Source organism: Halolamina sediminis (assembly GCF_001282785.1).
Taxonomy (GTDB): Archaea; Halobacteriota; Halobacteria; order Halobacteriales; family Haloferacaceae; genus Halolamina; species Halolamina sediminis.
The window spans coordinates 2618945-2641418 of sequence record NZ_CVUA01000001.1; the positions used below are offsets into that span (position 1 = coordinate 2618945).

Annotated in this window: 24 protein-coding genes and 1 tRNA gene; 15 read left to right on the plus strand and 10 right to left on the minus strand. The window is 67.4% G+C overall.

Translation table 11 applies throughout. The features are described 5' to 3' along the window. Positions 1-146: 146 nt before the first annotated feature. Both BN1959_RS13120 and BN1959_RS13125 read right to left on the minus strand, forming a co-directional pair. Positions 147-1703: a hypothetical protein gene (locus BN1959_RS13120; protein ID WP_053949075.1), complete on the minus strand. Its 1557-nt coding sequence runs from the start codon at positions 1701-1703 to the stop codon at positions 147-149. Then, positions 1700-3160: an outer membrane protein assembly factor BamB family protein gene (locus BN1959_RS13125; RefSeq protein ID WP_053949076.1), complete on the minus strand. Its 1461-nt coding sequence runs from the start codon at positions 3158-3160 to the stop codon at positions 1700-1702. The genes BN1959_RS13120 and BN1959_RS13125 overlap by 4 nt, the downstream gene beginning before the upstream one ends. Positions 3161-3292: 132 nt before the next feature. Here BN1959_RS13125 and BN1959_RS13130 point away from each other — a divergent pair, with 132 nt between their 5' ends. From BN1959_RS13130 to BN1959_RS13150, 6 genes are all read left to right on the plus strand, one after another. Then, a complete protein-coding gene (locus BN1959_RS13130; protein ID WP_053949404.1) occupies positions 3293-3634 on the plus strand; it encodes a DUF5802 family protein in 342 nt (113 codons plus the stop codon). 119 nt (positions 3635-3753) lie between these two features. Next, a complete protein-coding gene (locus BN1959_RS14875) occupies positions 3754-3891 on the plus strand; it encodes a hypothetical protein (protein ID WP_154018291.1) in 138 nt (45 codons plus the stop codon). Between the two features lie 40 nt (positions 3892-3931). Continuing rightward, positions 3932-4834, plus strand: a complete 903-nt coding sequence (locus BN1959_RS13135; RefSeq protein ID WP_053949077.1) for a Vms1/Ankzf1 family peptidyl-tRNA hydrolase — start codon at positions 3932-3934, stop codon at positions 4832-4834. Positions 4835-4906: 72 nt separating this feature from the next. Beyond that, positions 4907-5215, plus strand: coding sequence for a hypothetical protein (locus BN1959_RS13140; RefSeq protein ID WP_053949078.1), 309 nt, complete (start codon positions 4907-4909; stop codon positions 5213-5215). A gap of 117 nt (positions 5216-5332) precedes the next feature. Then, positions 5333-6367 (plus strand): DUF1611 domain-containing protein, encoded by a 1035-nt coding sequence (locus BN1959_RS13145; protein ID WP_053949079.1) that lies wholly within the window; start codon positions 5333-5335, stop codon positions 6365-6367. Further along, positions 6364-7404, plus strand: coding sequence for a dipeptide epimerase (locus tag BN1959_RS13150; protein WP_053949080.1), 1041 nt, complete (start codon positions 6364-6366; stop codon positions 7402-7404). The genes BN1959_RS13145 and BN1959_RS13150 overlap by 4 nt, the downstream gene beginning before the upstream one ends. On the opposite strand, the gene BN1959_RS13155 is transcribed toward BN1959_RS13150, so the two are convergent. Both BN1959_RS13155 and BN1959_RS13160 read right to left on the minus strand, forming a co-directional pair. Further along, positions 7405-8442, minus strand: a complete 1038-nt coding sequence (locus tag BN1959_RS13155) for a hypothetical protein (protein WP_053949405.1) — start codon at positions 8440-8442, stop codon at positions 7405-7407. A 31-nt stretch (positions 8443-8473) separates the two neighbouring features. Then, on the minus strand, positions 8474-9292 hold the full coding sequence (locus BN1959_RS13160) for a PspA/IM30 family protein (RefSeq protein ID WP_053949081.1): 819 nt from the start codon (positions 9290-9292) through the stop codon (positions 8474-8476). A 93-nt stretch (positions 9293-9385) separates the two neighbouring features. On the opposite strand from BN1959_RS13160, the gene BN1959_RS13165 reads away from it, so the two are divergent. Next, positions 9386-10015: a dienelactone hydrolase family protein gene (locus tag BN1959_RS13165; protein WP_053949082.1), complete on the plus strand. Its 630-nt coding sequence runs from the start codon at positions 9386-9388 to the stop codon at positions 10013-10015. A 1-nt stretch (position 10016) separates the two neighbouring features. Here the strand turns inward: BN1959_RS13165 and BN1959_RS13170 are convergent, their stop codons facing one another. Genes BN1959_RS13170 through BN1959_RS13185 form a run of 4 tightly spaced genes read right to left on the minus strand, consistent with a single transcriptional unit; the run spans position 10017 to position 12154 of the window. Next, complete coding sequence (locus BN1959_RS13170; protein ID WP_053949083.1) at positions 10017-10439, minus strand: hypothetical protein; 423 nt, start codon at positions 10437-10439, stop codon at positions 10017-10019. A 42-nt stretch (positions 10440-10481) separates the two neighbouring features. Continuing rightward, positions 10482-10805 (minus strand): transcription factor S, encoded by a 324-nt coding sequence (locus tag BN1959_RS13175; RefSeq protein WP_053949084.1) that lies wholly within the window; start codon positions 10803-10805, stop codon positions 10482-10484. 34 nt (positions 10806-10839) lie between these two features. Then, on the minus strand, positions 10840-11361 hold the full coding sequence (locus BN1959_RS13180; RefSeq protein WP_053949085.1) for a hypothetical protein: 522 nt from the start codon (positions 11359-11361) through the stop codon (positions 10840-10842). Next, entirely contained in the window at positions 11354-12154 is an 801-nt protein-coding gene (locus tag BN1959_RS13185) for a hypothetical protein (protein ID WP_079978704.1), read from the minus strand. Before BN1959_RS13185 ends, BN1959_RS13180 begins: the two co-directional genes overlap by 8 nt. A 137-nt stretch (positions 12155-12291) precedes the next feature. Here BN1959_RS13185 and BN1959_RS13190 point away from each other — a divergent pair, with 137 nt between their 5' ends. Further along, positions 12292-13077, plus strand: a complete 786-nt coding sequence (locus tag BN1959_RS13190) for a hypothetical protein (protein WP_053949086.1) — start codon at positions 12292-12294, stop codon at positions 13075-13077. 11 nt (positions 13078-13088) lie between these two features. On the opposite strand, the gene BN1959_RS13195 is transcribed toward BN1959_RS13190, so the two are convergent. Next, complete coding sequence (locus tag BN1959_RS13195) at positions 13089-14372, minus strand: RNA-guided endonuclease InsQ/TnpB family protein (protein WP_053949087.1); 1284 nt, start codon at positions 14370-14372, stop codon at positions 13089-13091. Positions 14373-14642: 270 nt separating this feature from the next. Between BN1959_RS13195 and BN1959_RS13200 the strand changes: the two genes are divergently transcribed. The 7 genes from BN1959_RS13200 (at position 14643) to tgtA (ending at position 21348) form a co-directional block, all read left to right on the plus strand. Then, positions 14643-14715 (plus strand) — tRNA-Pro (locus BN1959_RS13200). A 262-nt stretch (positions 14716-14977) separates the two neighbouring features. Beyond that, complete coding sequence (locus BN1959_RS13205; RefSeq protein WP_053949088.1) at positions 14978-15493, plus strand: AAA family ATPase; 516 nt, start codon at positions 14978-14980, stop codon at positions 15491-15493. Between the two features lie 199 nt (positions 15494-15692). Further along, positions 15693-17033, plus strand: coding sequence for an RNA-guided endonuclease InsQ/TnpB family protein (locus BN1959_RS13210; RefSeq protein WP_053949089.1), 1341 nt, complete (start codon positions 15693-15695; stop codon positions 17031-17033). A 52-nt stretch (positions 17034-17085) separates the two neighbouring features. Further along, the gene (locus tag BN1959_RS13215) at positions 17086-18399 is read left to right on the plus strand and encodes an aryl-sulfate sulfotransferase (protein WP_053949090.1); all 1314 of its coding nucleotides are present in this window, start codon (positions 17086-17088) and stop codon (positions 18397-18399) included. A 72-nt stretch (positions 18400-18471) separates the two neighbouring features. Next, positions 18472-19017, plus strand: coding sequence for an NUDIX hydrolase (locus BN1959_RS13220; protein ID WP_053949091.1), 546 nt, complete (start codon positions 18472-18474; stop codon positions 19015-19017). A gap of 39 nt (positions 19018-19056) precedes the next feature. Continuing rightward, complete coding sequence (locus tag BN1959_RS13225) at positions 19057-19824, plus strand: CPBP family intramembrane glutamic endopeptidase (RefSeq protein ID WP_053949092.1); 768 nt, start codon at positions 19057-19059, stop codon at positions 19822-19824. Positions 19825-19863: 39 nt separating this feature from the next. Continuing rightward, on the plus strand, positions 19864-21348 hold the full coding sequence (gene tgtA / locus BN1959_RS13230) for a tRNA guanosine(15) transglycosylase TgtA (RefSeq protein ID WP_053949093.1): 1485 nt from the start codon (positions 19864-19866) through the stop codon (positions 21346-21348). Here tgtA and BN1959_RS13235 read toward each other — a convergent pair. Further along, positions 21345-22466, minus strand: coding sequence for an inorganic phosphate transporter (locus tag BN1959_RS13235; protein WP_053949406.1), 1122 nt, complete (start codon positions 22464-22466; stop codon positions 21345-21347). The two genes, tgtA and BN1959_RS13235, sit on opposite strands and share 4 nt — an antisense overlap. Between the last annotated feature and the right edge of the window lie 8 nt (positions 22467-22474).

Here is a 22474-nt window from a genome sequence, read left to right on the forward strand (position 1 = left end):
CCGAATTCGGAGCCTTCGGCTATCCCGTAAGATCGCGTCGCGTGACGATCACACCGGGAACCGGATCGCTCCAATCGAGATGAACGAGGGGACGTGCGGCGACCGAACCCACTGCCTGCGACGGACGGAAGGGGGGAAACTCCCCGTCAGTCGCCAGCCACGGCGAGGAGACCGAACAGGGAGACGACGACGAACGCGAGCGCTCCGAACACCGCCAGCGGGGCATCCGTCGGCGCACCCCCATCGTCAGCCGGCGAACCGACGGCGGTGTCGGCCGTCGACCCCTCCGTGGTGGCCACCGTCGACTCGCCGTCCGAGGTACCGGCGGTCGTGGGGGTCGCCGATGGACGCTCGGTGGCCGTTCCAGCCTCTTCACCGTCTGCCACGGTGTCGGTCGATTCGTCGTCGGTGCTCCCGTCGTCATGGACGTCAATGCCGCTGTCGGGGGCCGACGCGATACCGTAGCTGTTGCCGCTCTCGTCGCCGAGCGAGGAGATCGACAGCGACAGGGCCGTCGATCCAGTGGAGACGCCCTGTAACGTGAGCTCGACGATCCGAGCGGGTGCTTCGTCAGCACCGTCACGGAGTGCGAACTCGGCGGCAACCCTCGTTCCACGGTCGCGGATTTCTGCCCCGCCGATCCCGGGATCACCGGTCACAGTCGCGTTCGTGATCTCGGCGGAGCTGTCCGTCGTGAGTGTGACGGTGAGGTTACCGGCTCCGACCCCGCCATCGGCGTTCGTCACGACCACGTCGACCGTCGTCGTCTCGCCGACCGAGAGGTCGATCGACCCGGGATCCGTGCGGACGATCACGCCGCCACTCCCTGTACCGTCGTCGTTCGGTCCGGACCGATCACCGACGGCCGAGAGAGTGACGGAATCGTTCCGATAGCGCTCCTGGTTCGTCGGGGGCTTGCTCGCCACGGCAGTGACCGTGCCAGCGTCCGAGATCATCGACTCGCGGACGACGACAGTCACCTCACCGTCGACGCCGGTGTCGACGGTCCGGTTCCCGACAGTGACGTTGGCTTCGACACGGGCGTTCGAGTCCGTGCGCATGACCGTGAACGTGATCGACTCATCGAGCGTAGCGTTGTCCGCATCGGCCGTAACGGAGAGGGCAACGTCGTTGCGGGAGTTCTCGACGGTCAGTGCCGTGTCTGGTGTCCCCCCGACGTCGTAGGGATCGCCCGACTCATCACCCAGCGAATCTATCGAGAGGGCCAGATCGGTCGTCCCCTCAAGCTGGCCCCGGACGGTTACCTCGGCGACCGTGACCAACCCGGTGTCCGCCGTGTCCATCAGTGCCCCGTCGAAGGTGACGGCGTCGTCGGTAACTGTCACGTTCTCGAGTCCGGGGTCCCCACGCAGTTCGAAACCGACGATGTCCGCGTACTCCGACTCGACGACCGATATCTCCCCGGAAACCGCACCGACACCACCGTCCGCGTTCGCGACGACGACGTCGAGTGTACGAGTTTCCCCTTCGTCGACAGTCGCGGTCGTGGGATCGAGCCGAACCGTCGTCGATCCGGCAGTGGCGTCTGTCGTATTCGCTGTGACGCCGACGCTACCGGGGGAGGTACCGTCGCTCGCGACACTCTGGCCAGCAGCGACCATCGGAACGGCCAGCAGGCACAGACAGACCGCGAGGACCGCCACGCGGGACGTACCGACCCCCCGGAAGTAGCGCCCCGTCATTCCCCCTCCTGAAGCCGCGCGTACAGCGCCTGTATGTCGGCGATGTCGACTTCACCGTCGCCGTTGAAGTCGAACTTCGAGACGTTGTTCTGAACCACGTCACTGTCGAGGTTGGCGAACAGCGCCTGTACGTCGATCACTGTGAACGCGCCATCACCGTTGACGTCCTCGTAGAGACCATCCTCGTCGAGGTCCCGTGCTGGCGCGCCGTCGCCGGTCACGTCGCCGGGGCTGATAGCCCCCTCCTCGCGAAGCGCGTACAGGCTCCCGTCCGTGCTGGCGACGTAGACGGTGCCGTCCAATACCACCGGCGGGACGACCACGTCGTTGCCGGTCTCGAACCGCCAGCGTTGCTCGCTCGACTGGGCGTCGAACCCGTAGACACTGTTGGCACCAGTGCCGAGGTAGATCATGTCGTCGGCGACGACCGGCGACGTCGGCGACCCGTCGAGATCGACACGCCACTGCTCAGTTCCGATCGACGGGTCGATCGCGTACAGCGCCGGCTCCTCCGTCGTCACGTAGAGCGTATCGTCGGCGAAGGTGGGGACCGTGTCGATCTCGCCGAGGTTACTGAACTGCCAGTTTTGCTCCCCGGTTGCCGCATCGCGTGACTCGAGCACTCCGCTGCCGTCACCGACGAACACCGTTCCCCCGTCGTAGTCGGCGTAAGTCGTGCCACTGGAGGCGTTCGTGTCGTCGTACGCGTCGCCGGTGAGCCTGGTTCGCCAACTCTCGGCTCCGTCCGAGAGCGTGTGTGCAGCGAGGAGGTGACGGCCGTTCTCGGGACTCCGGCAGTAGACGTACGCCCGACCGTCCGCGATCGTTGGAAGGCTGAACTCGAATGCATCCGGTATCTCGAAACGCGACTGTCGGTCCCCCGTCGCCGGGTCGAGCACGTACACGTGGTCGGCAGCGTCGTCAGTCTCCGCGAAGACGACCCCCTCCCCCGTCACCGTGACCGTGCTCGGTGCATCGACTCCGGTGTCGTTGACCCACTGCCCCGAACCGGTTCCAACCGAGAGCCCGAGGATGCGCCCCGTCCGGGTCGGAACGTAGACGATGCTGTTGGCGACGGCAGGTGTCCGGACCAGCGGCTGATTGGTTCCGACCGACCACTCCTCGGCGCCGGTGTCGGCCGAGACAGCGTATATCCGCGAGTCCCGGCTGGCTTGGAAGACAGTTCCGTCTTTGACGATCGGCTGGGCGACGAGACTGTCGTCCGTCTCGAACGTCCAAACCGCCTCGACCGGTTCCGACGGCCCCACCGTATCCAGTGTCCCACTGTTGTGGGCGTCGTGCTGGAACATCGGCCAATCCGAGTTCGTCGCGATCGTCGTCTGCGAGTCGGTCGGATCCGTCCCAATCGCGGTGCCGACCCCGGATACGAGGCCGATAGCGACCCCTGTTCCGGCGGCCGTCCGAAGTAACTCGCGTCGCGAGAACGGCTCGTTCATGTGAACAACACTCCGTCGACTCGACATAATCGTTTGGTGACTCACGTCGGTCAGGTGGTGCGAACGCTCCTCGGAACACGCGTACCTCGGTAAAGCTTACCACGACCCGCGTTGGTTGTTAACATGGATAGTATGTTCGAGCAGTTCTCCAGCGGCTACTACTTGGGAGTGTTGTACGTCCAGCCGGGCGAGGAACGGGCCGCCCTCAACGTCGAGGACCACGAGGCGGTCAACCGCCAGCTCTACGGCGACAGCGAGGGGATCGAGCGGCTCGACTCCCCGCTCGTGATGAAGCTCGACGGCACGCACTTCCCGGTACGGGGCGCCGAGGGCGTCCCGACGGGGACGCTGACGGTGCCCGAGTCGCTGGCCGACGACGAGCTGCCGGCGCGCCGCGAGGTGCTGCTGGCCCGCCCCGAACGTGCGGGGCAGCTGCTCAAGTACGGCGGCTGGGAGCGGGCGGACGCGGCGTAACCCGCCGAGGGAGGCGGTTCGACGAGGACAGCGTACGGCCCCGACAAGGTCCCCCTTCGACCTCATTACGGGACGGAAAGCGGCCCATTACTTTAAGGTGGAAGCACGGTTGTCCAGCCATGGCAACCCGACAACGCGCCAACACTGTCGTGGAGGAACAGCTCGAAGAGGCGCTCGACGCCGCCGAGTGCCCGGAGGTACGCTACCACATCCGGGAGTCGATGCAGTTGCTGCATCTCGACGAGCAGGAGAACTGAGCCCCGAAGCTACAAACCCCTTCCCGCCCGCGGGTTCGGTATGCTCGACCGCCTGCTGGGCCGGCGCCGCCTGAAGGAGCGCATCGCGGAGCTGGAGGAGGAGTCTGAGAGCCTCCGGGCACAGGCCGAGTCGGCCAAGGAGAGCCGGGCCGAGGCCGTCAGCGCCCGCCAGAACGCCGAACGCGAGGTCAACAGACTCGAAGATCGCGTCACCGAACTCGAGGACCGCCTCGACCGCGCCGAGGGCGACGGCGAGCCGGACCAGACGTTCCGACACGAAGAGACCGCCAGCGGCGGCCGCGTCGAGGCCGTCGCCGACCGACTGCGCAGCGCCGACGCCGGCCCCGAGGGCGCGCTGACCGCGTTCGTCGCCGACGACGAGTCGGTGCCCAAGGCGGTCCGGGAGACGCTGGGCGACCGTGCCGCGCTCGTCTCGCGGGCGGCGCCGTGTCTGGTCTGTGCCGACGACGCCGGCCTCGTCGCGACCGCGCTGTCGCTCCCCGTCGAGCCCGACCCGTTCGTCGAGTGGGGCGACAGCTTCCGGGTCGATCCGGAGTGGATCGGTCCGACGGGCCGGCTCTGCTTCGCGCTCGTGCGCTCGGACCGGTTCGCCCTCGGCGTGTACGAGGACGGCGACCGCGTGGAGTTCGTGGGGTTCGAGAGCGACGTGATGAACGAACACTCGAAAGGCGGCTTCTCGCAGGGTCGCTTCGAGCGCCGACGGGACGCCCAGATCGACGAGCATCTGGAGGAGGCCGCCGCGACCGTCGAGGACCACGCGACCGACGCCGACCGCGTCGTGATCGTGGGCGAGCGCAGCGTGCTCGGGGAACTGCGCGAGCTCGCGGACACGACCGCCCGCGTCGACGCGACCGGCGATCCGGAGGCGGCGCTCGAGACGGCGTTCCGCGACTTCTGGAGCGTCCGGGTTCGGGGGCTGTGAACTCTCGCCGCATGGTGTAACAGTTCGTTACGCTCCGTAACAGTGAAGTGAGAGCCGCCTGTCGTGAGCGGTATGACCGAGACAATACGGGTCAGCGACGAGGATTACGAACGGATCGCCGCCGCGTCGGAGGTGCTGGGACTGACGTTCCCCGAGGTGGTCGAACTGGGGCTGTCGACGGACCTACTGACGGAGAGCCCCCGGCAGAACGCCCGGCGGGCGCTCCAGAACTACTACGTCTACATCCTCGGACAGTACGACGAGCCACGCGAGGTGCCCGTCGACGAACTCGAGTTCGAGGGGCCCAAGCAGGCGATGACGGCGCTCACGATCGGCCAGGAGAAACGCGAGAGCCGGATGGCCAAAGCCGCCGAGGAGTGAGGTCACCGGGGTCGGCGTCGTTCCGACGACGCGAGCGCCGACCCGCCCCCGAACCGATCCGGAGCGAGTGTGACCGCGGACCACCGATTTATACCCCCGCTCCCCGATTCCCCAACCATGCCCGACCAGCGACGACTCGCGATCCTCGCCCACGAGAAGTTCCCGGACCGTGCGAAGACCGCCCTCGGGGTGATGCGCTACAGTGACGACGAGACAGTCGCCGTGATCGACCGCGACGCCGCCGGCAGCCGGGTGCACGACCACACCGACACCGTCCCGGACGCGCCGATCGTCGACTCGTTCGCGGAGATCGACGACGAGGTAGACGCGCTGCTGATCGGGATCGCCCCGATCGGCGGCGGCTTCGACGAGTCGTGGCGGTCGGACGTGACCACCGCGCTGGAATCCGGCGTCGACGTGGTCGCTGGCCTCCACTACTTCCTCAACGAGGACGAGGAGTTCGCGACGCTCGCGGCCGAACACGGCGCGGAGATCCACGACGTGCGCGAACCCCACCCGGGGATCGGCGTCGCCGAGGGACGGTCGGACGAGGTCGACGCCGAGGTCGTCCTCACGGTCGGTACCGACTGCTCGGTCGGGAAGATGACCGCCACCTGCGAACTGGTCGACGCCGCACAGGAGGCGGGCATCGACGCCGGCTTCGTCCCCACGGGCCAGACGGGGATCATGATCGCCGGCTGGGGCAACCCCGTCGACCGCGTCGTCTCGGACTTCACCGCCGGCGCCGTCGAGGAGATGCTGCTGGAGAAGGGCGACGAGCACGACGTGCTGTTTGTCGAGGGGCAGGGGAGCATCGTCCACCCCGCCTACTCCGCGGTGACCTGCGGCATCCTCCACGGCTCGATGGCGGACAAGCTGGTGCTCTGTCACGAGGCGGGCCGCGAGGTCGTCCACGGCTACGAGGACACCGAACTGCCGCCGGTCGCGGAGTACGTCGACCTCTACGAGTCGCTCGCGGCGCCGGTCCACGAGACCGAGGTCGTCGCCGGCGCGCTCAACACGAAGGACGTGGACGGCGACGAAGCGGCCCGTGAGGCCGTCGAGGCGTTCGCCGACCAGATCGGCGCCGCCGCCACCGATCCCGTGCGCTTCGACGCCGCGGAGATCGTCGACGAGGTGGTCGGGGAATGAGCCTCGACACCGAGTTCGAGCGCGTCTCGCTCCCGCTCGCGGACGCCTTTACCATCTCCCGGGGGACGACCGAGGCCGCCGAGAACGTGATCGTGACGATCACCGACGAGGGCGGGATGACCGGGATCGGCGGCGCCGCGCCCTCGGCGCACTACGGCGAGACGGCCGACACCGTCGAGGCGGTGCTGCCGGACCTGCTCGACGTCGTCGAGGAGGTCGGCGACCCCCACGCGCTGACGACGATCGAGGAGCGCATGCGCCACACCGTCGAGCGCAACCCCGCCGCGCGGTGTGCGGTGTCGATCGCGCTGCACGACCTCGCGGCCAAACGCACGGGCCTCCCCCTCTACCGGATGTGGGGACTCGATCCCGAGTCGACGCCGACGAGCTCGTTCACCATCGGGCTCGACACGACCGAGAAGATCCGCGAGAAGACCGAAGACGCCGTCGAGGGGGGCCACTCGACGCTGAAAGTGAAGCTGGGCACCGACCGGGATCGGGAGATCATCGAGACGATTCGGGAGGAGGCGCCCGACGCGACGCTGCGCGTCGACGCGAACGAGGCGTGGACGCCGCGGGAGACGGTGCAGAACTCGGCGTGGCTCGCCGACCACGACGTGGAGTTCATCGAACAGCCCGTCCCCGCCGAGGACCCCGAGGGCCTGCAGTTCGCGTACGAGCGCAGCGAGCTTCCGATCGCCGCCGACGAGTCCTGCGTCACGCTCGAGGATATCCCCGAGATCGCCGATAAGTGTGACATCGCGAACCTCAAGCTGATGAAGTGTGGCGGGCTGCTCGAGGCGAAACGGATGATCCACGCCGCTCGCGCCGAGGGGCTGGAGGTGATGCTCGGCTGCATGATCGAGAGCAACGCCAGCATCGCCGCCGGCGTCCACCTCGGGCCGCTGCTGGACTACGCCGACCTCGACGGCTCGCTGTTGCTTTCGTCGGACGCCTACGAGGGCGTCGATCTCGCGGAGGGAGAGATGCGGCTGGCGGAACTGGGGCTGCCCGGCACTGGCGCCCGCGAGGCGTAGCTACTCCTCTTCGATCACCGTGTCCCGGTCCGTCTCCCGGAGGATGAACGGCCCGATCGACAGCGTTCGTTTGGTGACGGTGACGATGCGGAGCATGTAGGAGAGCAGCACCGCGAACGGCAACAGGGCGATTGCGACGACGGCGGCGGCCTGCATCAGCGCGAAGGGGACGCCGGCGACGCCGCCCGGCGCGGGGTCGAAGAACAGCAGCGCCCACGTCGACACCACCAGCGACGGCAGCGACGTCCAGAGGATCGTCCGCGAGAGGTCGATCAACTCCCACTGGAAGTAGAGCGTCTTGAAGTGCTCGCGGGCGGGGCCGAACAGTTCGAGCACGTTCTCGAGCGCCGCCAGACGGTCGCTCGCGTGGGCACTCAGGCTCTCGGCGTGTTCGGCCTGCAGCCGCTGGGCGGTGTAGAGCTTCCAGGAGTAGTTGAAGTTCAGTGCCGCCGAGATGACCTCGAACTCGCCGAATCGGGCGCCCTCGAGGTCCGAACGCACCCCCTCGCTGTTCTCCCGGATGGCGTCGACGAACTCGATGATTCCGTCCCGGAGCTCCTCGTCGTCGAGATCCTCGACGGCGTTCGCGACCTCGTCGGCCCGCTCCTCGGTCGCACCCACGAGCGCCCGGATGAACGCCGACGGCTCGGTGGGGCTGACGGGGTCCTCGAGGAGGTCTGCCACGTCCGAGCGGAACGTCGTCGCTTCCTCCATCCGGCCGCGCTGGTCGCCGACGGCGCCCTGTTCCTGGGAGAGCACCAACTGTGAGAGCGTGAGCACGAGGGTGACGCCGGTCACCGTCGACCCGACGAGCGCCTGCGACAGCGTCTCCATCGAGTCACCCTCGGTGAGCAGCGGGTAGACGGTGTCCGGACGGGCGACGCCGCCACCGACGACGCCGAGAAAGAGCGCGCCGACGACGCCAAGCGCGACCAGCCGCCGGTCGGCGGCCATGTAGAGCCAGAGTTTCGCGGTGCTCACGCCCGCACGCTCCCGGACCGTGTCCTGGGTCTCGCCCGGGGATTCGGGGGTGCTCACGGCCACTCACCGCCGGTAACTGTCCGAGGGATCACTCCTCGTCCCGAAGCTCCTCGAGTTCGCTCTCGATCTCGGGGTCGGTCGTCTCGCTGTCGGCCGTCTCGGTCTCGCTCTCCGCGTCGTCGGTCGCGGTCTCGCCCGCCCCGTTCTCCCCCTCCCCGAGGTCGCCTTTCAGCGTCGCGAGCTCGGACTCGACCTCGGTGTCGGTCCGCCCCTGTTCGAGCTCGCGGTCGATGCGGTCCTCGTCGGAGAGGGCGTTCTCGAAGGCGCCGGAGTCCTGCAGCTCGTCCATCGCCTCCGCGCGGGCCTCCATCTCCTCGGTGCGCTCCTCGGAACGTTCGATCGCCCGGGTCACGTCGCCCATCTCGTCGCTGGCGCCGGTCATCGCCTCGGAGACGCGCGTCTCCGCCTCGGCGGCGTCGTGGCGCGCCTTCAGCGTCTCCTTCTTCGTACGGAACTCCTCGATCTGACTCTGGAGCTCCTCCTTCTTCTCGACGAGGCGGTCCTGTGACTCCTGGAGATCGGCGATCTGGGCCTCCAGATCCTCGATCTCGTTCATCTTCGATTTCTTCTTCTCTAACGCCTCGCGGGCGAGGTCGTCGCGGTCCTGCCGGACGGCCTCGCGGGCCTGTTCGTTGTGTTTCTCGACGTTCTCCTCGAGTCGGCGCTTCTGGATCTCCAGCCGTTTCTTCTGGGTCGTCAGGTCGGCGATCCCCTGTTTGACCTCCTGTAGCTGGTCACGCATCTGCTCGTAGGAGTAGTCGAGCGTCTCGTTCGGATCCTCGGCGCGGTTGAGCACCGAGTTCACTTTCGACCGCACGATGTACGAGGCGCGCGAAAGGATTCCCATGGCCGGGTATGCGGCCGTCACCGCCTTAAACCTCCCGCGGAGACGCGGTTCCCGAGCGGAAGGCGCTTGGCGACGGCGGCCCCAGCCCGACCTATGAGCGACAGCGAGCCGATCGTGATCCCGAGCGCGCGGGACGTGCGGGGGAATCTCGACACGGGGAACGGCGAAACTGACGCCTGCGTCGTCGCCTGCCCACCCCACCCCCAACAGGGCGGCCACCGCGGCGACGGGCGCCTCGTGGGGATCAGCGAGCACCTCACCGACGCCGGCGTCGATTGCCTGCGGTTCGACTACGGCGACTGGGACGAAGGGTACGGCGAACTCGGCGACACGTACGCCGCGCTCGAGTGGGCGAGCGAGCGCTACGACCGGGTCGGGGTGACGGGGTTCAGCTTCGGCGCCTGCCTGACGCTGCTCGCGGCGGGCGGGACGACCGTCGACGGCGCTGCGGGAAAGCTGCCCGAACTCGCCGCCGTCGCCGCGCTCGCGCCGCCCTCGCGGCTGAACGACGATCTCCTCGCGGTGCCCGCGATGGATCGGATCGAGGCGCCCGCGACGGTGGTGTACGGCGAGCGCGACGACCTCGCGGACTGGCAGTCGGTCGTCGAGCGGGCCGAGGAACTGGGCTGGGCGACGACGGCGCTGTCGGCGGATCACTTCTTCGTCGGGCGGACCGAGGTCGTGGCCGAGACGGTCGGGGGGTTCCTGCTCGAGGCGCTCTGAGCTACTGTGCCTCGCGGTAGCCCGCGACGACGTAGCTCGCGGTCAACACGGCGACCATCGCGAGCACGAACGCCCAGAAGCCGGCGGAGAGGGCGGCGGCGACCAGCGACGGCGTGACCCCCTCCTCGGGCAGCCGCCAGCCGACCAGGGCGGCCGCCGCGAGCACGCCGACGGCGAACGGCGCGAGGAAGCGCGGGTCCCACAGCGATCCCCCGGTCTCGCTATAGCTGGTGACGTAGTTCCGGAACGTCCCGACGAAGATGTAGACAGCGAACGCCCAGAGTAGGCCGCTAAGGACGGTTTTGAGGCCGATAACGAGCACGAATCCCTCGGTACCGCTGCCGAGTAGTGAGCCGCCGGCGCCGACGAGGAAGGCGGCGACGACGAGGACGTGCCACGGTTCGAAGCGATCAGGGAGGGCCATACTGTCCGAAGTCGGCGGCGGTCGGCAAAAGCGTACCGCGGCTCAGTTGTACTCTCGCCAGGTGTTGTCGCACTCCTTGCAGCGCAGGAACCGCGTCGGCGGCTCGTCGGCGGAGGCGGTCTGTTTGATGTCGTACCACGCCTCGCCGTGGCCACACGCCTCACAGGTCACGTCCGAGGCCGTCGGCTTCCCCTCGTACTCGGCGTCCTCGTCGGCCTCGATCAGGTCGCCCTCGGTCTGTTCGTCGGTGGAGACGAACGCCGCCTCGGCCTCCTCGTCGCGGGGCTGGGTGGCGTCACACTCCTTGCAGACCATCTGGTCGCCCTCGGCGACCATCATCGAGCCACAGTCGTCACAGAACTGCATACCCGGGGAAGGGGCGTCCCGCAGGAAAGGCTGTTCACTCCTCCTCGGCGGCGAATCCCGAGAGCGCCTCGTCGTCGGCGGCGACTTTCGGGCAGCCCCGGACCCGGAAATGGGCGTTGTCGACGAGCTCGACGATCTCGGTTCCCTCGTTGGTACAGACCGCATCCGGCGGCGCGGCGAAGAACTCACACCGCTGGCAGTACTCCCGCTTGTCGATCACGTGCTCCTCGGGGAGGTCGGTGGGTTCGACCGCCGGCTCCGACTCGCTCTCCGTCCGGGGCTCCTCGCCCAGCAGCTCCTCGGGCTCGGCGTCGCCCTCGACGACGGCGTCCCAGACCTCCTCGCCGTCGATCTCATCGACGTCGACCTCCTCGAACAGCTCCGCCGACGCCGCGGCGTCGGCCGGCTCCTCCTCGGCGACCGTCTCGAAGGGGTTCTCCCGGTCTTCTTCCTGCTCCTTCTCGCGCTCGGCCTCGACGCGCTCGCGCAGCCCGGAGAGGGGGAGATCTTCCTCCGAGTCGGCCTCGGCGTCGCCGAACTCGTCGTCCTCACTCATCGCCGTCGAACACCTCCTCGGCGGTTTCGGGGTCGAACGACTCGCCGGTCAGCGCCGGCTGGTCGCCAGTCACGAGCGTCGCGGAGCCGAAGAAGCGGCTGCCGGGCTCCACGTCGACGAACGCCTCCCCGCAGTGGGGACAGCGCGGCGCCGACAGCAGGCCGACGTGGACCTGCCTGTCGCAGGCGGCGCAGTCGCCGGCGCTCACGTTCCGTCGGTTGGCCTCGGCCTGCAGCTCCTCGACGGCGCTCCGGCGGGCGTCGGCGGCTTCGAGCTCGGTGACCCGGCGGCGCAGGCGCACCACCGCGTTTGCGAGCGTGTCGAGCTTCCCCTCGGCGTCGTCGGCGCGGTCGGCCAGCGAGGAGAGCACCGCCTCGTAGTTGTCGAACCCGCCGTCGACCTGTCGATCGAGTTCCGCGAGCGCGCGCCGGAGCGCCTCGACGTCGTCGGTGCCGGCGTCTTCGATCTCGTCGATACGCTCGGCGAGCTCTGGGTGGTCGTGCTCCTCGTCGGCTTTCGCCTTGGCGATCTGCATCACCTGCACGACCCGGTCGCGCACGTCCTCGACCCGGTCGTCGACGTCGGCCTCGACCGCCGCCACTCGATCGTTCAGTTCCTCGACCTGTCGGTCCAGCGGCTCCGTGTCGGTCGCGTCCTCGGCCTGCGAAAGGAGGCGGTAGGTCGCGACCGCGCGTGCGAGCAGTTCCCCACGGTCCCGGCCGGTCTCGGCGGCTCGGTCGTCGAGCCAGGCGTCGAGTTCGGTCGGGAGTGACTGGGGTTGCTCCTCTGCCATCGTAGAGGGGTAGTGTCCCACTACATAAGTAACATCGTGCTCCGGCCCACCCACCCCGCTAGCGACGCCGACCGATCCGTCAGTGGTAGAGTTCATCTATCAAAAATGTTTTAAGCTGAGTCTCGCCAGAAAACCGTATGTCCCTGAACATCGGTGATGCCCTCTCAGCCGGCGCGGAGAAGCTGACGACGACAGGCGGGATCCAGTTGGGCGTGGTCTACGTCCTGCTCCAACTGCTCACCGTTCTCGGCACGAACTCGGCGGTAGCGTCGATCGCGACGTCGACCGACACCTCGGGAATGGCGACCACGACGCTGTCGCTCCCGATCGGGGTGGCCGGCGGCGCCGCGCTGGCGACCCTCGGCGGGATTCTCAACGTCGCGTTCACGATCGTCGCCCTGCGGGCGCTGGACCACGACGCCGCCGAACTCGGCTCGATCCCCGGCGGCGTCACGGACGACATGCTGAAAACGTGGGTGTTCCTCGTGGTCGCGCTGATCGTCCAGGGGATCGCGGTCGGGATCGGCTTCGTCGCGCTGTTCATCCCGGGGCTGTTCCTGCTGGTCAGCCTGATCTTCACGCAGGTGTACGTCGCCGTCGAGGGCGAGGGCCCGTTCGAGGCGCTCTCCTCCAGTTGGTCGCTCGCGAAGGGGAACCGCTTCCCGCTGTTCGGCCTCGGCATCGTGATCTTCGTCATCAGCCTGCTCGCGAGCCTCCCGACGGGGATCGTGACGGTGTTCAGCCCGGTCGCCGGAACGGTGCTCACGTACGTCGTCTCCGGCTTCGTGAGCATCTTCTCGCTGGCCGTGATGATCGACGCCTACCAGCAGCTCGAAAGCGAGGAGGCGCCGACGACGTCCGAGACGAACGACGACGACGGCGTCGAACGACTCGACGACGACTCCGGCTTCGACTACGCGTAAACTACCCTACCCTACTCGCTCACGGCGTCGCCGTTCGCTTCGTTGCGGGTGGGGCTTTCGCGTGGACTCCCGTTCTGGCCTTCACAGGCAGACGAATACTCGCCGTTCACGTTCAGCGTCCCGCGATTCAAGCGCACGTTTACGGGTGCGCCTCCGCCCGACGACTTTTGCGCCGAGCGGAGATACTTCAGACCGATGTTCTTCGCCGCGTTGTAGTCCGCATGGGGTGAGTAGCCGCACTTCAGGCACTCGAATACGTCCTGCCCGTCCGAATTCGGGCGGTTATCCTCGTGCGTGAACCCGCACTTTGAACACCGCTGGGAGGTGTAGGCGGGGCTCACTTGTTCGACCGAGATGCCGACCACTTCCGCCTTGTACTCGACGTACTCGAACAGGCGTCGGAACGCCCATGCGTGGAACTTTTTGGCGTTCGGCATCCGCTCACGAATCCCCGTCAGGTTCTCGAACGCGATCACGTCGCAGTCGTTCTCGATGGCTTCTGCGACAAGTTCCTTCGAGACGGTGTGTAAGAAGTGGTCGTAGCGGCCCGTCTCAGTGCGTCCGACAGATTGGATGGTTTCGTGGGCGGCTCGCGTCCCACGCTGTTGGAGCGACCCACGTCGTTTCTCGAACTCACGATGCCAGTGGTTCAACTCCGACCCGTTCCAGAACGTTCCTGTTGAGGTGACGGCGACGTTTTCGATGCCGAGGTCAACGCCGAGGACTGTGCTGTGCTCGTCGTTGCCGTCGTCGGCAGTCTCGAACTCCACATCCGCCTTTGTTCGGACGTGAAGGTAGAACTCGCCGTCGCGGTAGTGTAGCTCCCCACCGGTCACTTCGTAATCATCGTTGAACAGATACTCCGAGTGGGGGGTCTCGCGGCTCTTGTCAGGAAGAACGTACTCGGCAGTGATGCGTCCTTCAACGGTCGAGAGCGTCACGTGATCGTCGTTGAACGTCGCACACCGCTTGTCGTAGACGAGTGTCGGGGCTGTGAAGTGCGGTTTCCCCGCGTAGTCGCCTTGCTTCCATCGGGCGACGACGCTCTGGACAGCGTCGGCGGCTTTGTTGCGGGCGTTCTGGACGAGGTTCGCTTGAAGTCGCGTCTCGGCCCGCACGTCGTCGTAGGTTTCATGCTGGAGTTCGGCCTTGCTCGTGGTCTTGTACTCGCCTTGCCATGCGTGGTCGACGACGTAGTTGGCGGCCCACAGGAACTCGGAGATGGTCTCGTGGAGGAGGTCGGCGTCGTTGTCGGTCACGTCGAGTTTGACGGGGACAGTGCGACGGACCTCCATCCGTGTTTCAGATGTCTGCGCTTGTCTTTATATTGGTAACGGTTCGATGGGGGAGTTGGTCAGCCATCGATCGTGGCTGGTATAATCCCGTGTCGGTTCCCTCTCCGGCCTACTCGCTCCCCTCGGTCGCTCCTTGAGACCGGAGTCTCCACCTTGAATTACGCTGATCGACGCCCCGGCCGCCGTCGATCGGTTCCGATCACCGCGGTTCGGTCGCCGGCGCTGAAAGATGGCAACTCTTAACCTCGCCGGGTGCCTCGTTTCGCCTGCGGGCCGGTGGGGTAGCTTGGTATCCTTCGGCCTTCGGGTGGCCGTAACCGCGATTCGAATTCGCGCCGGCCCACTTCCCGCATTCTCACACCTCTAGCACCGGCCTTCGGGTGGCCGTAACCGCGTCCTCGTGAGCGAAGCGAACGAGGGCCAGCGAGACCGCAGGTCTCACGTGATTCCGAATTCGCGCCGGCCCACTTTTCACCCCACTTCGCAACGACGAGCGACAGCGAGCAGTCCGGCGTAGTGTGTAACGGTCCACTTCGTTGGCGAGCAGTGACACCCCCACCCCGAAGCGCTGACTATTAGTGCTCGCACCCCACCCAACAAAACGAATGCTCGTCCTCGTGTGTGGGCTGCCCGGCACCGGCAAATCCACCGTCGCCGAGCGGGTCGCCGAACTGCTGCCCGCGCGCATGCTCCGAACCGACGTGGTGCGCAAGGAACTGTTCCCGGAGCCGACCTACGAAGCCGAGGAGTCCGCCGCGGTGTACGACGAACTATTCGACCGCGCGCGGGAGCGACTCGACGCCGGCGAGCACGTCGTCCTCGACGCCACGTTCCGCCGGCGGAAGCTCCGACAGCGCGCCGCCGCGGTCGCCGACGACGCGGGCGTCGAGTTCCGCCTCGTCCGCGTCGAGTGTGCGGAGTCGGTCGTCCGCGAGCGCATCGAGCGCCGCCAGCGCGAGGAGGACGACGAGAGCGACGCCGACTTCGCGGTGTACAACCAACTCAAAGAGGAGTTCGAGCCGATCGAGGGCGACGACCACGTCGTCGTCGACAACTCCGGCTCGCTCGCGGCGACGCTCGCGGCGGTCGACGACGCGTTTCGAACCGTCGTAACCGCCTGAGGCATAGCGAGAGAAACCCTACCCGTTCACCTCTCCCGACCGTCGCGACCCTGCGCCGCACGGGCCGGCCGCACACAGAGTCAAGGAAGCCCATGGCTTTAGCCGTGGGAAGAATCCGACAATCCACGAGTGATAGCAGGCCGACTCCCCAACGCCAGACGTAGAATTAATAAAAACAACCATAATATGTGAAACACGGATGGAGGACGTGATCCGCACCGTCAAGATCACACTCGACGTACCTGACGAACGGTACGACGACCTCCATCACACTAAAGACCAATTCCTCCATTGTGCGAACACCACTGCAAAGTGGGCGTGGAGGTACCCGAGCGACTACTGCGTGACCTCGAAACAGAAGGCCGAGAACGCTCTGTATGAGCGACCCCGCAACGAAACGGAGTTAACAGCGAACCTCGTCCAGAAAGGGATTCGACGTGCTATCGAGGCCACTAAAAGCGGAGTTGCCCGGCTCAAGAAAGGCGAGAAAACGAGTCAACCACATTTCGATGCGTGGAGCGTCGTCTACGACAAGCGTTCAGCGACGTTCTACCGCGACCACGTTTCGCTTTCTACAGTAAACGGTCGCGTCGAGTGCGACTACGTGTTTCCCGACGACCCCCAGGGTACACCGATTGGGGAGTACATGCTGAACGAGGACTACGAGTTCCGTATGTCCACGTTGCAGTACGACCATCACGCGGAGAGGTTCTATCTCCACGCACGGATGCGCCGAACCACAGATGAGCAAGAGCAGTCCACGATTGATTCTTCTGACGTTCATCAGACTCCGTCTGATGCAACCCATCAGAATGCGGAGCGTTCTGAGGACGCCAAGCACAGAACAGTCCTTGGTGTTGACCTGAACGTGGACGGCTCGCTCGCCGTGACTTCTACTGGCGCGTTCGTCGGGAATGCTGACGAGATGAATCATCGACGTCGAGAGTTCGAGAAGACTCGTGGGTCGATGCAACAGACGGGAACGCGGTCGGCACACCTGTCGATTCAGTCGATGAGCGACCGCGAACACCGCTGGATGCAGGATGAACTGCACCGCGCCTCAAACCAGATTCTCAAAGAAGCACGTGACCACGGTTGTACCCACGTCGCGTTCGAGAACCTGACCGATATTCGTGACCGGATGGCTAGTGCGAAGCGATTCCACACATGGGCGTTCCGACGCCTGTACCAGTACGTCAAGTACAAAGCCGAGATGTACGACATCGAGGTCAAACAGGTGAGTCCGGCGTACACAAGTCAGCGATGTTCCAAGTGTGGGTTTACCCACGAGAATAATCGACGGTCGAAACACCAGTTCGTGTGTCAGAAGTGTGACTACGAACTGAACGCAGATTACAACGCGAGCAAGAACGTTGCTCGTAAACTGCTCAAACGTCTCCACTCGGGGCAGAAGTCTTCGAGTGGAGGCGCACCCTGTCAGTGTGCGCTAACGTCAGGGACGCTGAACCTAAACGGCGATTTCCACGCCTCCGTCCAAGCGACGGCAGAAGGGGAGTCCACTGACAAGCCAACGACTTGAGTCGTGGGTAACTGACAAGGGTTATGCCCCGGGGGCTACCGACTGTACGGTAATGGACCGGAAGCGACGCGGCGCCGCCCTGGTGATCGGCGCCGTGGCCCTCCTCGTGGTGACGATGGGCGCGAGCGCAGTGCTCGCCCCCGACGCCTCCGTGGCCGGCACCGACGGCGAACGGGAGACGCTCGTCGGGATCCAAGGCGGCGGCCCCGGCTGGCACCAGTACGGCAGCGTCGCGATGTACGAAGGCAGCGACGTGGCGTGGCGTATGGACGATACGGACAGCTACTTCGACGTGACACAACTGGACAACGGCAGCGTGATGGCCGGGTTCATGGACGGCGGCTACGAGGACTGTGGCCCCTACGAGTCGCCGTGTACCCACACCGGGTTCCGGATCCTCGACCCCGACAGCCAGTCGATCGAGTACGAGTACTCCTTCCCCGTCCGGAGCAGCGGGAACAGCGAGGTCCACGACGTCGAGAAGCTCGGCGGCGGCGAGTACCTGCTGAGCGACATGGAGCACGAGCGGCTCCTGATCGTCCGTGACGGCGAGCCCGTCTGGCAGTGGAACGCCAGCAGCTACTACGACGCCCCCGACGATCCCACCCGGGTCGACTGGCTCCACATCAACGACGTCGACGTGGTCGACGAGGGGCAGTTCCTCGTCTCGATCCGCAACGCCAACCAGATCCTCGTCGTCGACCGGGACGAGGGCGTGATCGAGACCATCAACGCCGACGACGACGGCGCCGACGACTCCTGTATGCCCGGCGGGAAGCGCCAGCTCGAGGACACCGACGGCGACGGCGACGTACGCTGTGGCGCCCCCGAGGTGCTCGATCACCAGCACAACCCGCAGTGGCTCGGCGGCACGCCCAGCGGCGACGGCGAGGCGGCCGTGCTCGTCGCCGACAGCGACAACAACCGCGTCGCGGAGCTCCACCGCGAGGACGGTGAGTGGACGGTCGCGTGGACGCTGGACCGCGCCGGCGGCATCGACCTGCGCTGGCCCCGCGACGCCGACCGGCTCGCGAACGGCCACACGCTGGTGACGGACACGCTCAACAAGCGCATCCTCGAAGTCGACCGCAACGGCACCGTCCGGTGGTCGGTCACCACCAACCAGATCCCCTACGAGGCCGACCGCCCCCCAGTGGGTGAACAGCCCGAGGGCGAGTGGTACGTCGGGGAGACGCCGACCGATCGGGCCGGGGGCGGCATCCCGCTGCTGGACGAGGTGGCCGTGATGCTCCGGGGGGTGTTCCCCTGGCTGCCGTTCTGGTACACCGGGCTCGACCTCAGCGTGACTGTCGGCGCCGTCGTCGTCGCCGGCGTCGGCGCCCGGGACCTCTGGCTGACGCGGTAGGGCGGCGGCTGCGGCCACCGACGCCTCGGCAGACCGACCGCCTTTTCTTGCGTCCGGGCAGCACTCCCGGTCATGGCCGACGACGACCTCGCGTGGGAGACGCTCGACACCGAGATCGACTACCGCTGTCCGGGGTTCGAGGTTCGGCGCGACGACGTGGCACTGCCCGACGGCACCGAGACGGACTACCACCACGTCGAGGAGGTCGAGACCGTCGTCGTGCTCCCGTTCCTGCCCGGCGGCGACGAGGTAGTGCTGATCGAGGAGTGGCGGCAGGCGGTCGGGCGCGTCAACCGGGGCCTGCCCGCAGGCGGGGTCGAGCCCGGCGAGGACCACCTCGAAGCCGCCGCCCGGCGGGAGCTCCGCGAGGAGACGGGCTACACGGCCGACTCGCTCGAGCATCTCTGCACGACCGAGCCGGTCAACGGGATCGCGGACTCGCTGCACCACACGTTCGTCGCCCGCGGCTGCGAGCCCGCGGGCGGACAGGCGCTCGACGAGAACGAGAGCATCCGGGCGCTGACGATGGCGTACGGCGAGCTCGTCGCCGCGGTCCGCGAGGGAGAGATCCGGGACGGGCGGGCCGCGCTGGCAGTGAGCCGCTACGAACTCGGCTGACAGGGGAACGTCTTTGACCACGGCGGCCCGCCCTCCGGTATGGACTCTCGACTACGTGCGATCGGCGTCGGCATCGGGCTCGGCGTCGCCGGGATCGGCGCCGCACTGGTGCTGGTCCTGTTCAGCGGGCTCCTCCTGAGCCTCGCCGGCGTCACGATGACCCCCGTCCTCAGCATCGTGCTCTCCCTCCTGCTGACACAGGGCGTCGCCTTCCTCGGCGTCGGGGCGCTCTACCTCCGGAAACGCGGGATCCCCGTCCGATCGATCGGGATCCGGCTCCCCTCGATCAAGGAGTTCGGAATCGTGATCGGCGCGCTCGTGCTAAGCTTCGTCTACCTGATCGCGGTGAGCCAGCTGCTCGCATCGACCGGGACCGACGCCGCCGAGAACCAGATCGCCGACATGGCGATGGCGAACCCCGAGATCGTGCTCTACCTCCTCCCGGGGGCGTACCTGCTGATCGGCCCCGGCGAGGAGCTGCTGTTCCGCGGCGTCGTCCAGAACCGGATCCGCGAGGAGTTCTCGGCGGTGCCGGGCGTGATCGTCGCGAGCGCGATCTTCGCGGCGATCCACGTCGGCTCGCTGGTCGCGTCGAACCCCTCGGCGATACTGGTGACGATCGGCGTCCTCATGGGGCCGAGCCTGATCCTCGGCGCGATCTACGAGTACACCCGGAACCTCGTCGTCCCCATCCTCGTCCACGGCACGTACAACGCGATCATCTTCCTCTCGCTGTACCTCGTCGCGACCGGGATGGTCGAGGAGACGGGGAACGCCGCGGCGGCCGTCGTCGCCGCGCTGCCCTGACAACACAACCCCTTACCGTTCCCCCGCGAAAACCGATCCATGCGCGACGCCTTCGAGATCCGGGCCAGCGACGGGCTGGCCCGCGTCGGCCGACTGACGGTGCCCCGGGCGGGCGTCACCGTCGAGACGCCGGCGCTGATGCCGGTCGTCAACCCCAACCTCCAGACGATCTCCCCCCGCCGGCTCCACGAGGAGTTCGGCGCTGAGATCCTGATCACCAACTCCTACATCATCCGCACCACCGACGAACTCCGGGAGCGCGCCGAAAAAGAGGGCCTCCACGAGATGCTCGACTTCCCGGGTGCGATCGTCACCGACTCGGGCTCGTTCCAACTCGCTGAGTACGGCGAGATCGACACCACCACCACCGAGATCCTCGAGTTCCAGCAGGAGATCGGGAGCGACATCGGGACGCCCGTCGACATCCCCACCCCGCCGGACGTTTCCCGCGAGCAGGCCGAGGAGGAACTGGCTGCGACCGAAGAAGCCCTCGCCGACGCCGAGGCCGTGGATACGGGTGAGATGCTGGTGAACGCGCCCGTGCAGGGGTCGACGTACACCGACCTCCGCGAGCAGGCCGGCGCCCACGCCGCGAGCACCAATCTCGACGTGTTCCCCGTCGGCGCGGTCGTCCCCCTCCTGAACAGCTACCGCTACGACGACATGATCGACGTGACCGCCGCCGCCAAGCGGGGGCTGGGCGCCGACTGCCCGGTTCACCTGTTCGGCGCGGGCCACCCCATGATGTTCGCGCTGGCCGCCGCCGTGGGCTGTGACCTGTTCGACTCGGCGGCGTACGCGCTGTACGCCCGCGACGGCCGGTATCTCACCGTCAGCGGCACCGAACAGCTCGACGAACTCAGCTACCTCCCCTGCCCCTGCCCGATCTGTACCGAGCACGACCCCGACTCCCTGCGCGCACTCGACGAGCGCGAGCGGGAGAACGCGCTCGCCGAACACAACCTCCACGTCACGTTCGCGGAGATCCGCCGGGTCCGGCAGGCGATCCGGGAGGGGAGCCTCATGGAGCTGGTCGAACAGCGCGCCCGGGCCCACCCTGCGAGCGCCGACGGCTACAAGGCGCTGCTCGATCACGCCGAGCAGTTGGAGGCGAACGACCGCGTCTCGAAGGGGACGTTCTTCTACACCTCGCCGGAGAGCGCTCGCCGGCCCGAAGTACTCCGCCACCACGAACGTCTCGCCCGGCTGGAGACGCCCGAGAAGACGCTACTGACGGAGTTCGGCGAGCCCGCCGACCACGACCACGACGCCGTCTGGCGCGTCGAGCCACCGTTCGGTCCGTTCCCGCCGTCGCTGTCGGAGACGTACCCGCTGCACGCCGAGACGCCCGAACGGCTGGAACCGCCGGCGTACGTCGCCGCTGCCGACGGCGTCGCCGCACTCGCCGAGGCGAACCCCGAGACGACGTTTACGCTGGGCCACGACGGCTGGCCGGACGAGGCGCTCGCGGCGCTGCCTGAGGAAGTCGTGACGGAGGACCTGTCGGAGTTGGGCGAGGACTAGAGCGACTCGATCGCCGCCATCGCGCCGTAGCTCAGGAGCAGCGAGAGCGCGAGCGAACCCACCCACGCGAGCACCGTGAACAGCATCTTCTTCCGGCTCACCCCGGCGCCGCCGGCGGCGTACCCCGAGCCGACGATCGCGGAGACGATGATCTCGTTGAACGAGACGGGGATGCCGAAGGCGACGGCGGTCTGGGCGATCGCGAAACTCGGGATCAGCGCGGCGATCGAGCGCCGCGGCCCGAGGCTGGAGTAGTCCTGTGCGAGCGCCTTGATCATCCGCGGCGCGCCGGTCCACGACCCCACGAGCAGCCCCACGCCGCCGCCGAGCAGGAGCGCGACGATCGGGATCGACTGGAACGTATCGAGCAGCGGTACCAGCGGGCCGATCGCCAGCCCGACCTGCGAGCCGCCGGCGGAGAACGCGACCAGCCCACCCAACACGAGCAGGAAGCGGCGCTGAGCCCCCTCCGCGTCCCGCCGCGTGTCGGCCGCGAGCGCGAGCGCGACCAGCAGCGACAGCGCGACTGTGACGGCGCCGGTGGCCGCCGTGCCGCCGCCGAACACCCCGGCGATCTCGCCCGCGATCGAGCCGCTGCCGCCCGCCGGACCCAGCAGCGCGAAACCAACGTTGACGACGATCGCGCCGACCAGCGCCGCGAGCGTCGGCACGAGCACGCGCTCGGGCACCCGTTCGGCGCGTAGCAGCCGTGCGGTGGCGTAGGCGATCCCGCCGCCGACGAAGGGGGTGAGCACCCACAGCGCCACGATTTCCCGGTACTTCGCCCACGCGGGGTCGCCACCCATCGCGAGCCCGACGCCGACGACCGCGCCGGTGACGGTGAACGCAGTCGCGATCGGGTAGCCCCGGAACACGCCCAGTGCGACCAGCGTGGCCGCGATCAACAGCGCCACCGTCGCCGCCAGCGCGGTCAGCGAGACGCCGCCGACGAGCTCGGAGCCGACCGCCTCCGTGACGCTCTGGCCCTGTAGCACCGCGCCGGCGAAGCCGAGCACGCCGACCACGAGGCCGGCGCGCATCACCGAGATGGCGTTGGCACCGACCGCGGGGGCAAAGGGCGTCGAGCCGGAGGAGCCGGCGCCGATGGCCCACGCCATGAACAGGC

What these genes read in the sequence shown, in the direction of transcription:
- BN1959_RS13120 (WP_053949075.1), bottom strand. Translation starts at nt 1,703, where the DNA reads ATGACGGGGCGCTACTTCCGGGGGGTCGGTACGTCCCGCGTGGCGGTC.
- BN1959_RS13125 (WP_053949076.1), bottom strand. Translation starts at nt 3,160, where the DNA reads ATGAACGAGCCGTTCTCGCGACGCGAGTTACTTCGGACGGCCGCCGGA.
- BN1959_RS13130 (WP_053949404.1), top strand. Translation starts at nt 3,293, where the DNA reads ATGTTCGAGCAGTTCTCCAGCGGCTACTACTTGGGAGTGTTGTACGTC.
- BN1959_RS14875 (WP_154018291.1), top strand. Translation starts at nt 3,754, where the DNA reads ATGGCAACCCGACAACGCGCCAACACTGTCGTGGAGGAACAGCTCGAA.
- BN1959_RS13135 (WP_053949077.1), top strand. Translation starts at nt 3,932, where the DNA reads ATGCTCGACCGCCTGCTGGGCCGGCGCCGCCTGAAGGAGCGCATCGCG.
- BN1959_RS13140 (WP_053949078.1), top strand. Translation starts at nt 4,907, where the DNA reads ATGACCGAGACAATACGGGTCAGCGACGAGGATTACGAACGGATCGCC.
- BN1959_RS13145 (WP_053949079.1), top strand. Translation starts at nt 5,333, where the DNA reads ATGCCCGACCAGCGACGACTCGCGATCCTCGCCCACGAGAAGTTCCCG.
- BN1959_RS13150 (WP_053949080.1), top strand. Translation starts at nt 6,364, where the DNA reads ATGAGCCTCGACACCGAGTTCGAGCGCGTCTCGCTCCCGCTCGCGGAC.
- BN1959_RS13160 (WP_053949081.1), bottom strand. Translation starts at nt 9,292, where the DNA reads ATGGGAATCCTTTCGCGCGCCTCGTACATCGTGCGGTCGAAAGTGAAC.
- BN1959_RS13165 (WP_053949082.1), top strand. Translation starts at nt 9,386, where the DNA reads ATGAGCGACAGCGAGCCGATCGTGATCCCGAGCGCGCGGGACGTGCGG.
- BN1959_RS13170 (WP_053949083.1), bottom strand. Translation starts at nt 10,439, where the DNA reads ATGGCCCTCCCTGATCGCTTCGAACCGTGGCACGTCCTCGTCGTCGCC.
- BN1959_RS13175 (WP_053949084.1), bottom strand. Translation starts at nt 10,805, where the DNA reads ATGCAGTTCTGTGACGACTGTGGCTCGATGATGGTCGCCGAGGGCGAC.
- BN1959_RS13180 (WP_053949085.1), bottom strand. Translation starts at nt 11,361, where the DNA reads ATGAGTGAGGACGACGAGTTCGGCGACGCCGAGGCCGACTCGGAGGAA.
- BN1959_RS13185 (WP_079978704.1), bottom strand. Translation starts at nt 12,154, where the DNA reads ATGGCAGAGGAGCAACCCCAGTCACTCCCGACCGAACTCGACGCCTGG.
- BN1959_RS13190 (WP_053949086.1), top strand. Translation starts at nt 12,292, where the DNA reads ATGTCCCTGAACATCGGTGATGCCCTCTCAGCCGGCGCGGAGAAGCTG.
- BN1959_RS13195 (WP_053949087.1), bottom strand. Translation starts at nt 14,372, where the DNA reads ATGGAGGTCCGTCGCACTGTCCCCGTCAAACTCGACGTGACCGACAAC.
- BN1959_RS13205 (WP_053949088.1), top strand. Translation starts at nt 14,978, where the DNA reads ATGCTCGTCCTCGTGTGTGGGCTGCCCGGCACCGGCAAATCCACCGTC.
- BN1959_RS13210 (WP_053949089.1), top strand. Translation starts at nt 15,693, where the DNA reads ATGGAGGACGTGATCCGCACCGTCAAGATCACACTCGACGTACCTGAC.
- BN1959_RS13215 (WP_053949090.1), top strand. Translation starts at nt 17,086, where the DNA reads ATGGACCGGAAGCGACGCGGCGCCGCCCTGGTGATCGGCGCCGTGGCC.
- BN1959_RS13220 (WP_053949091.1), top strand. Translation starts at nt 18,472, where the DNA reads ATGGCCGACGACGACCTCGCGTGGGAGACGCTCGACACCGAGATCGAC.
- BN1959_RS13225 (WP_053949092.1), top strand. Translation starts at nt 19,057, where the DNA reads ATGGACTCTCGACTACGTGCGATCGGCGTCGGCATCGGGCTCGGCGTC.
- tgtA (WP_053949093.1), top strand. Translation starts at nt 19,864, where the DNA reads ATGCGCGACGCCTTCGAGATCCGGGCCAGCGACGGGCTGGCCCGCGTC.
- BN1959_RS13235 (WP_053949406.1), bottom strand. Translation starts at nt 22,466, where the DNA reads ATGGCGTGGGCCATCGGCGCCGGCTCCTCCGGCTCGACGCCCTTTGCC.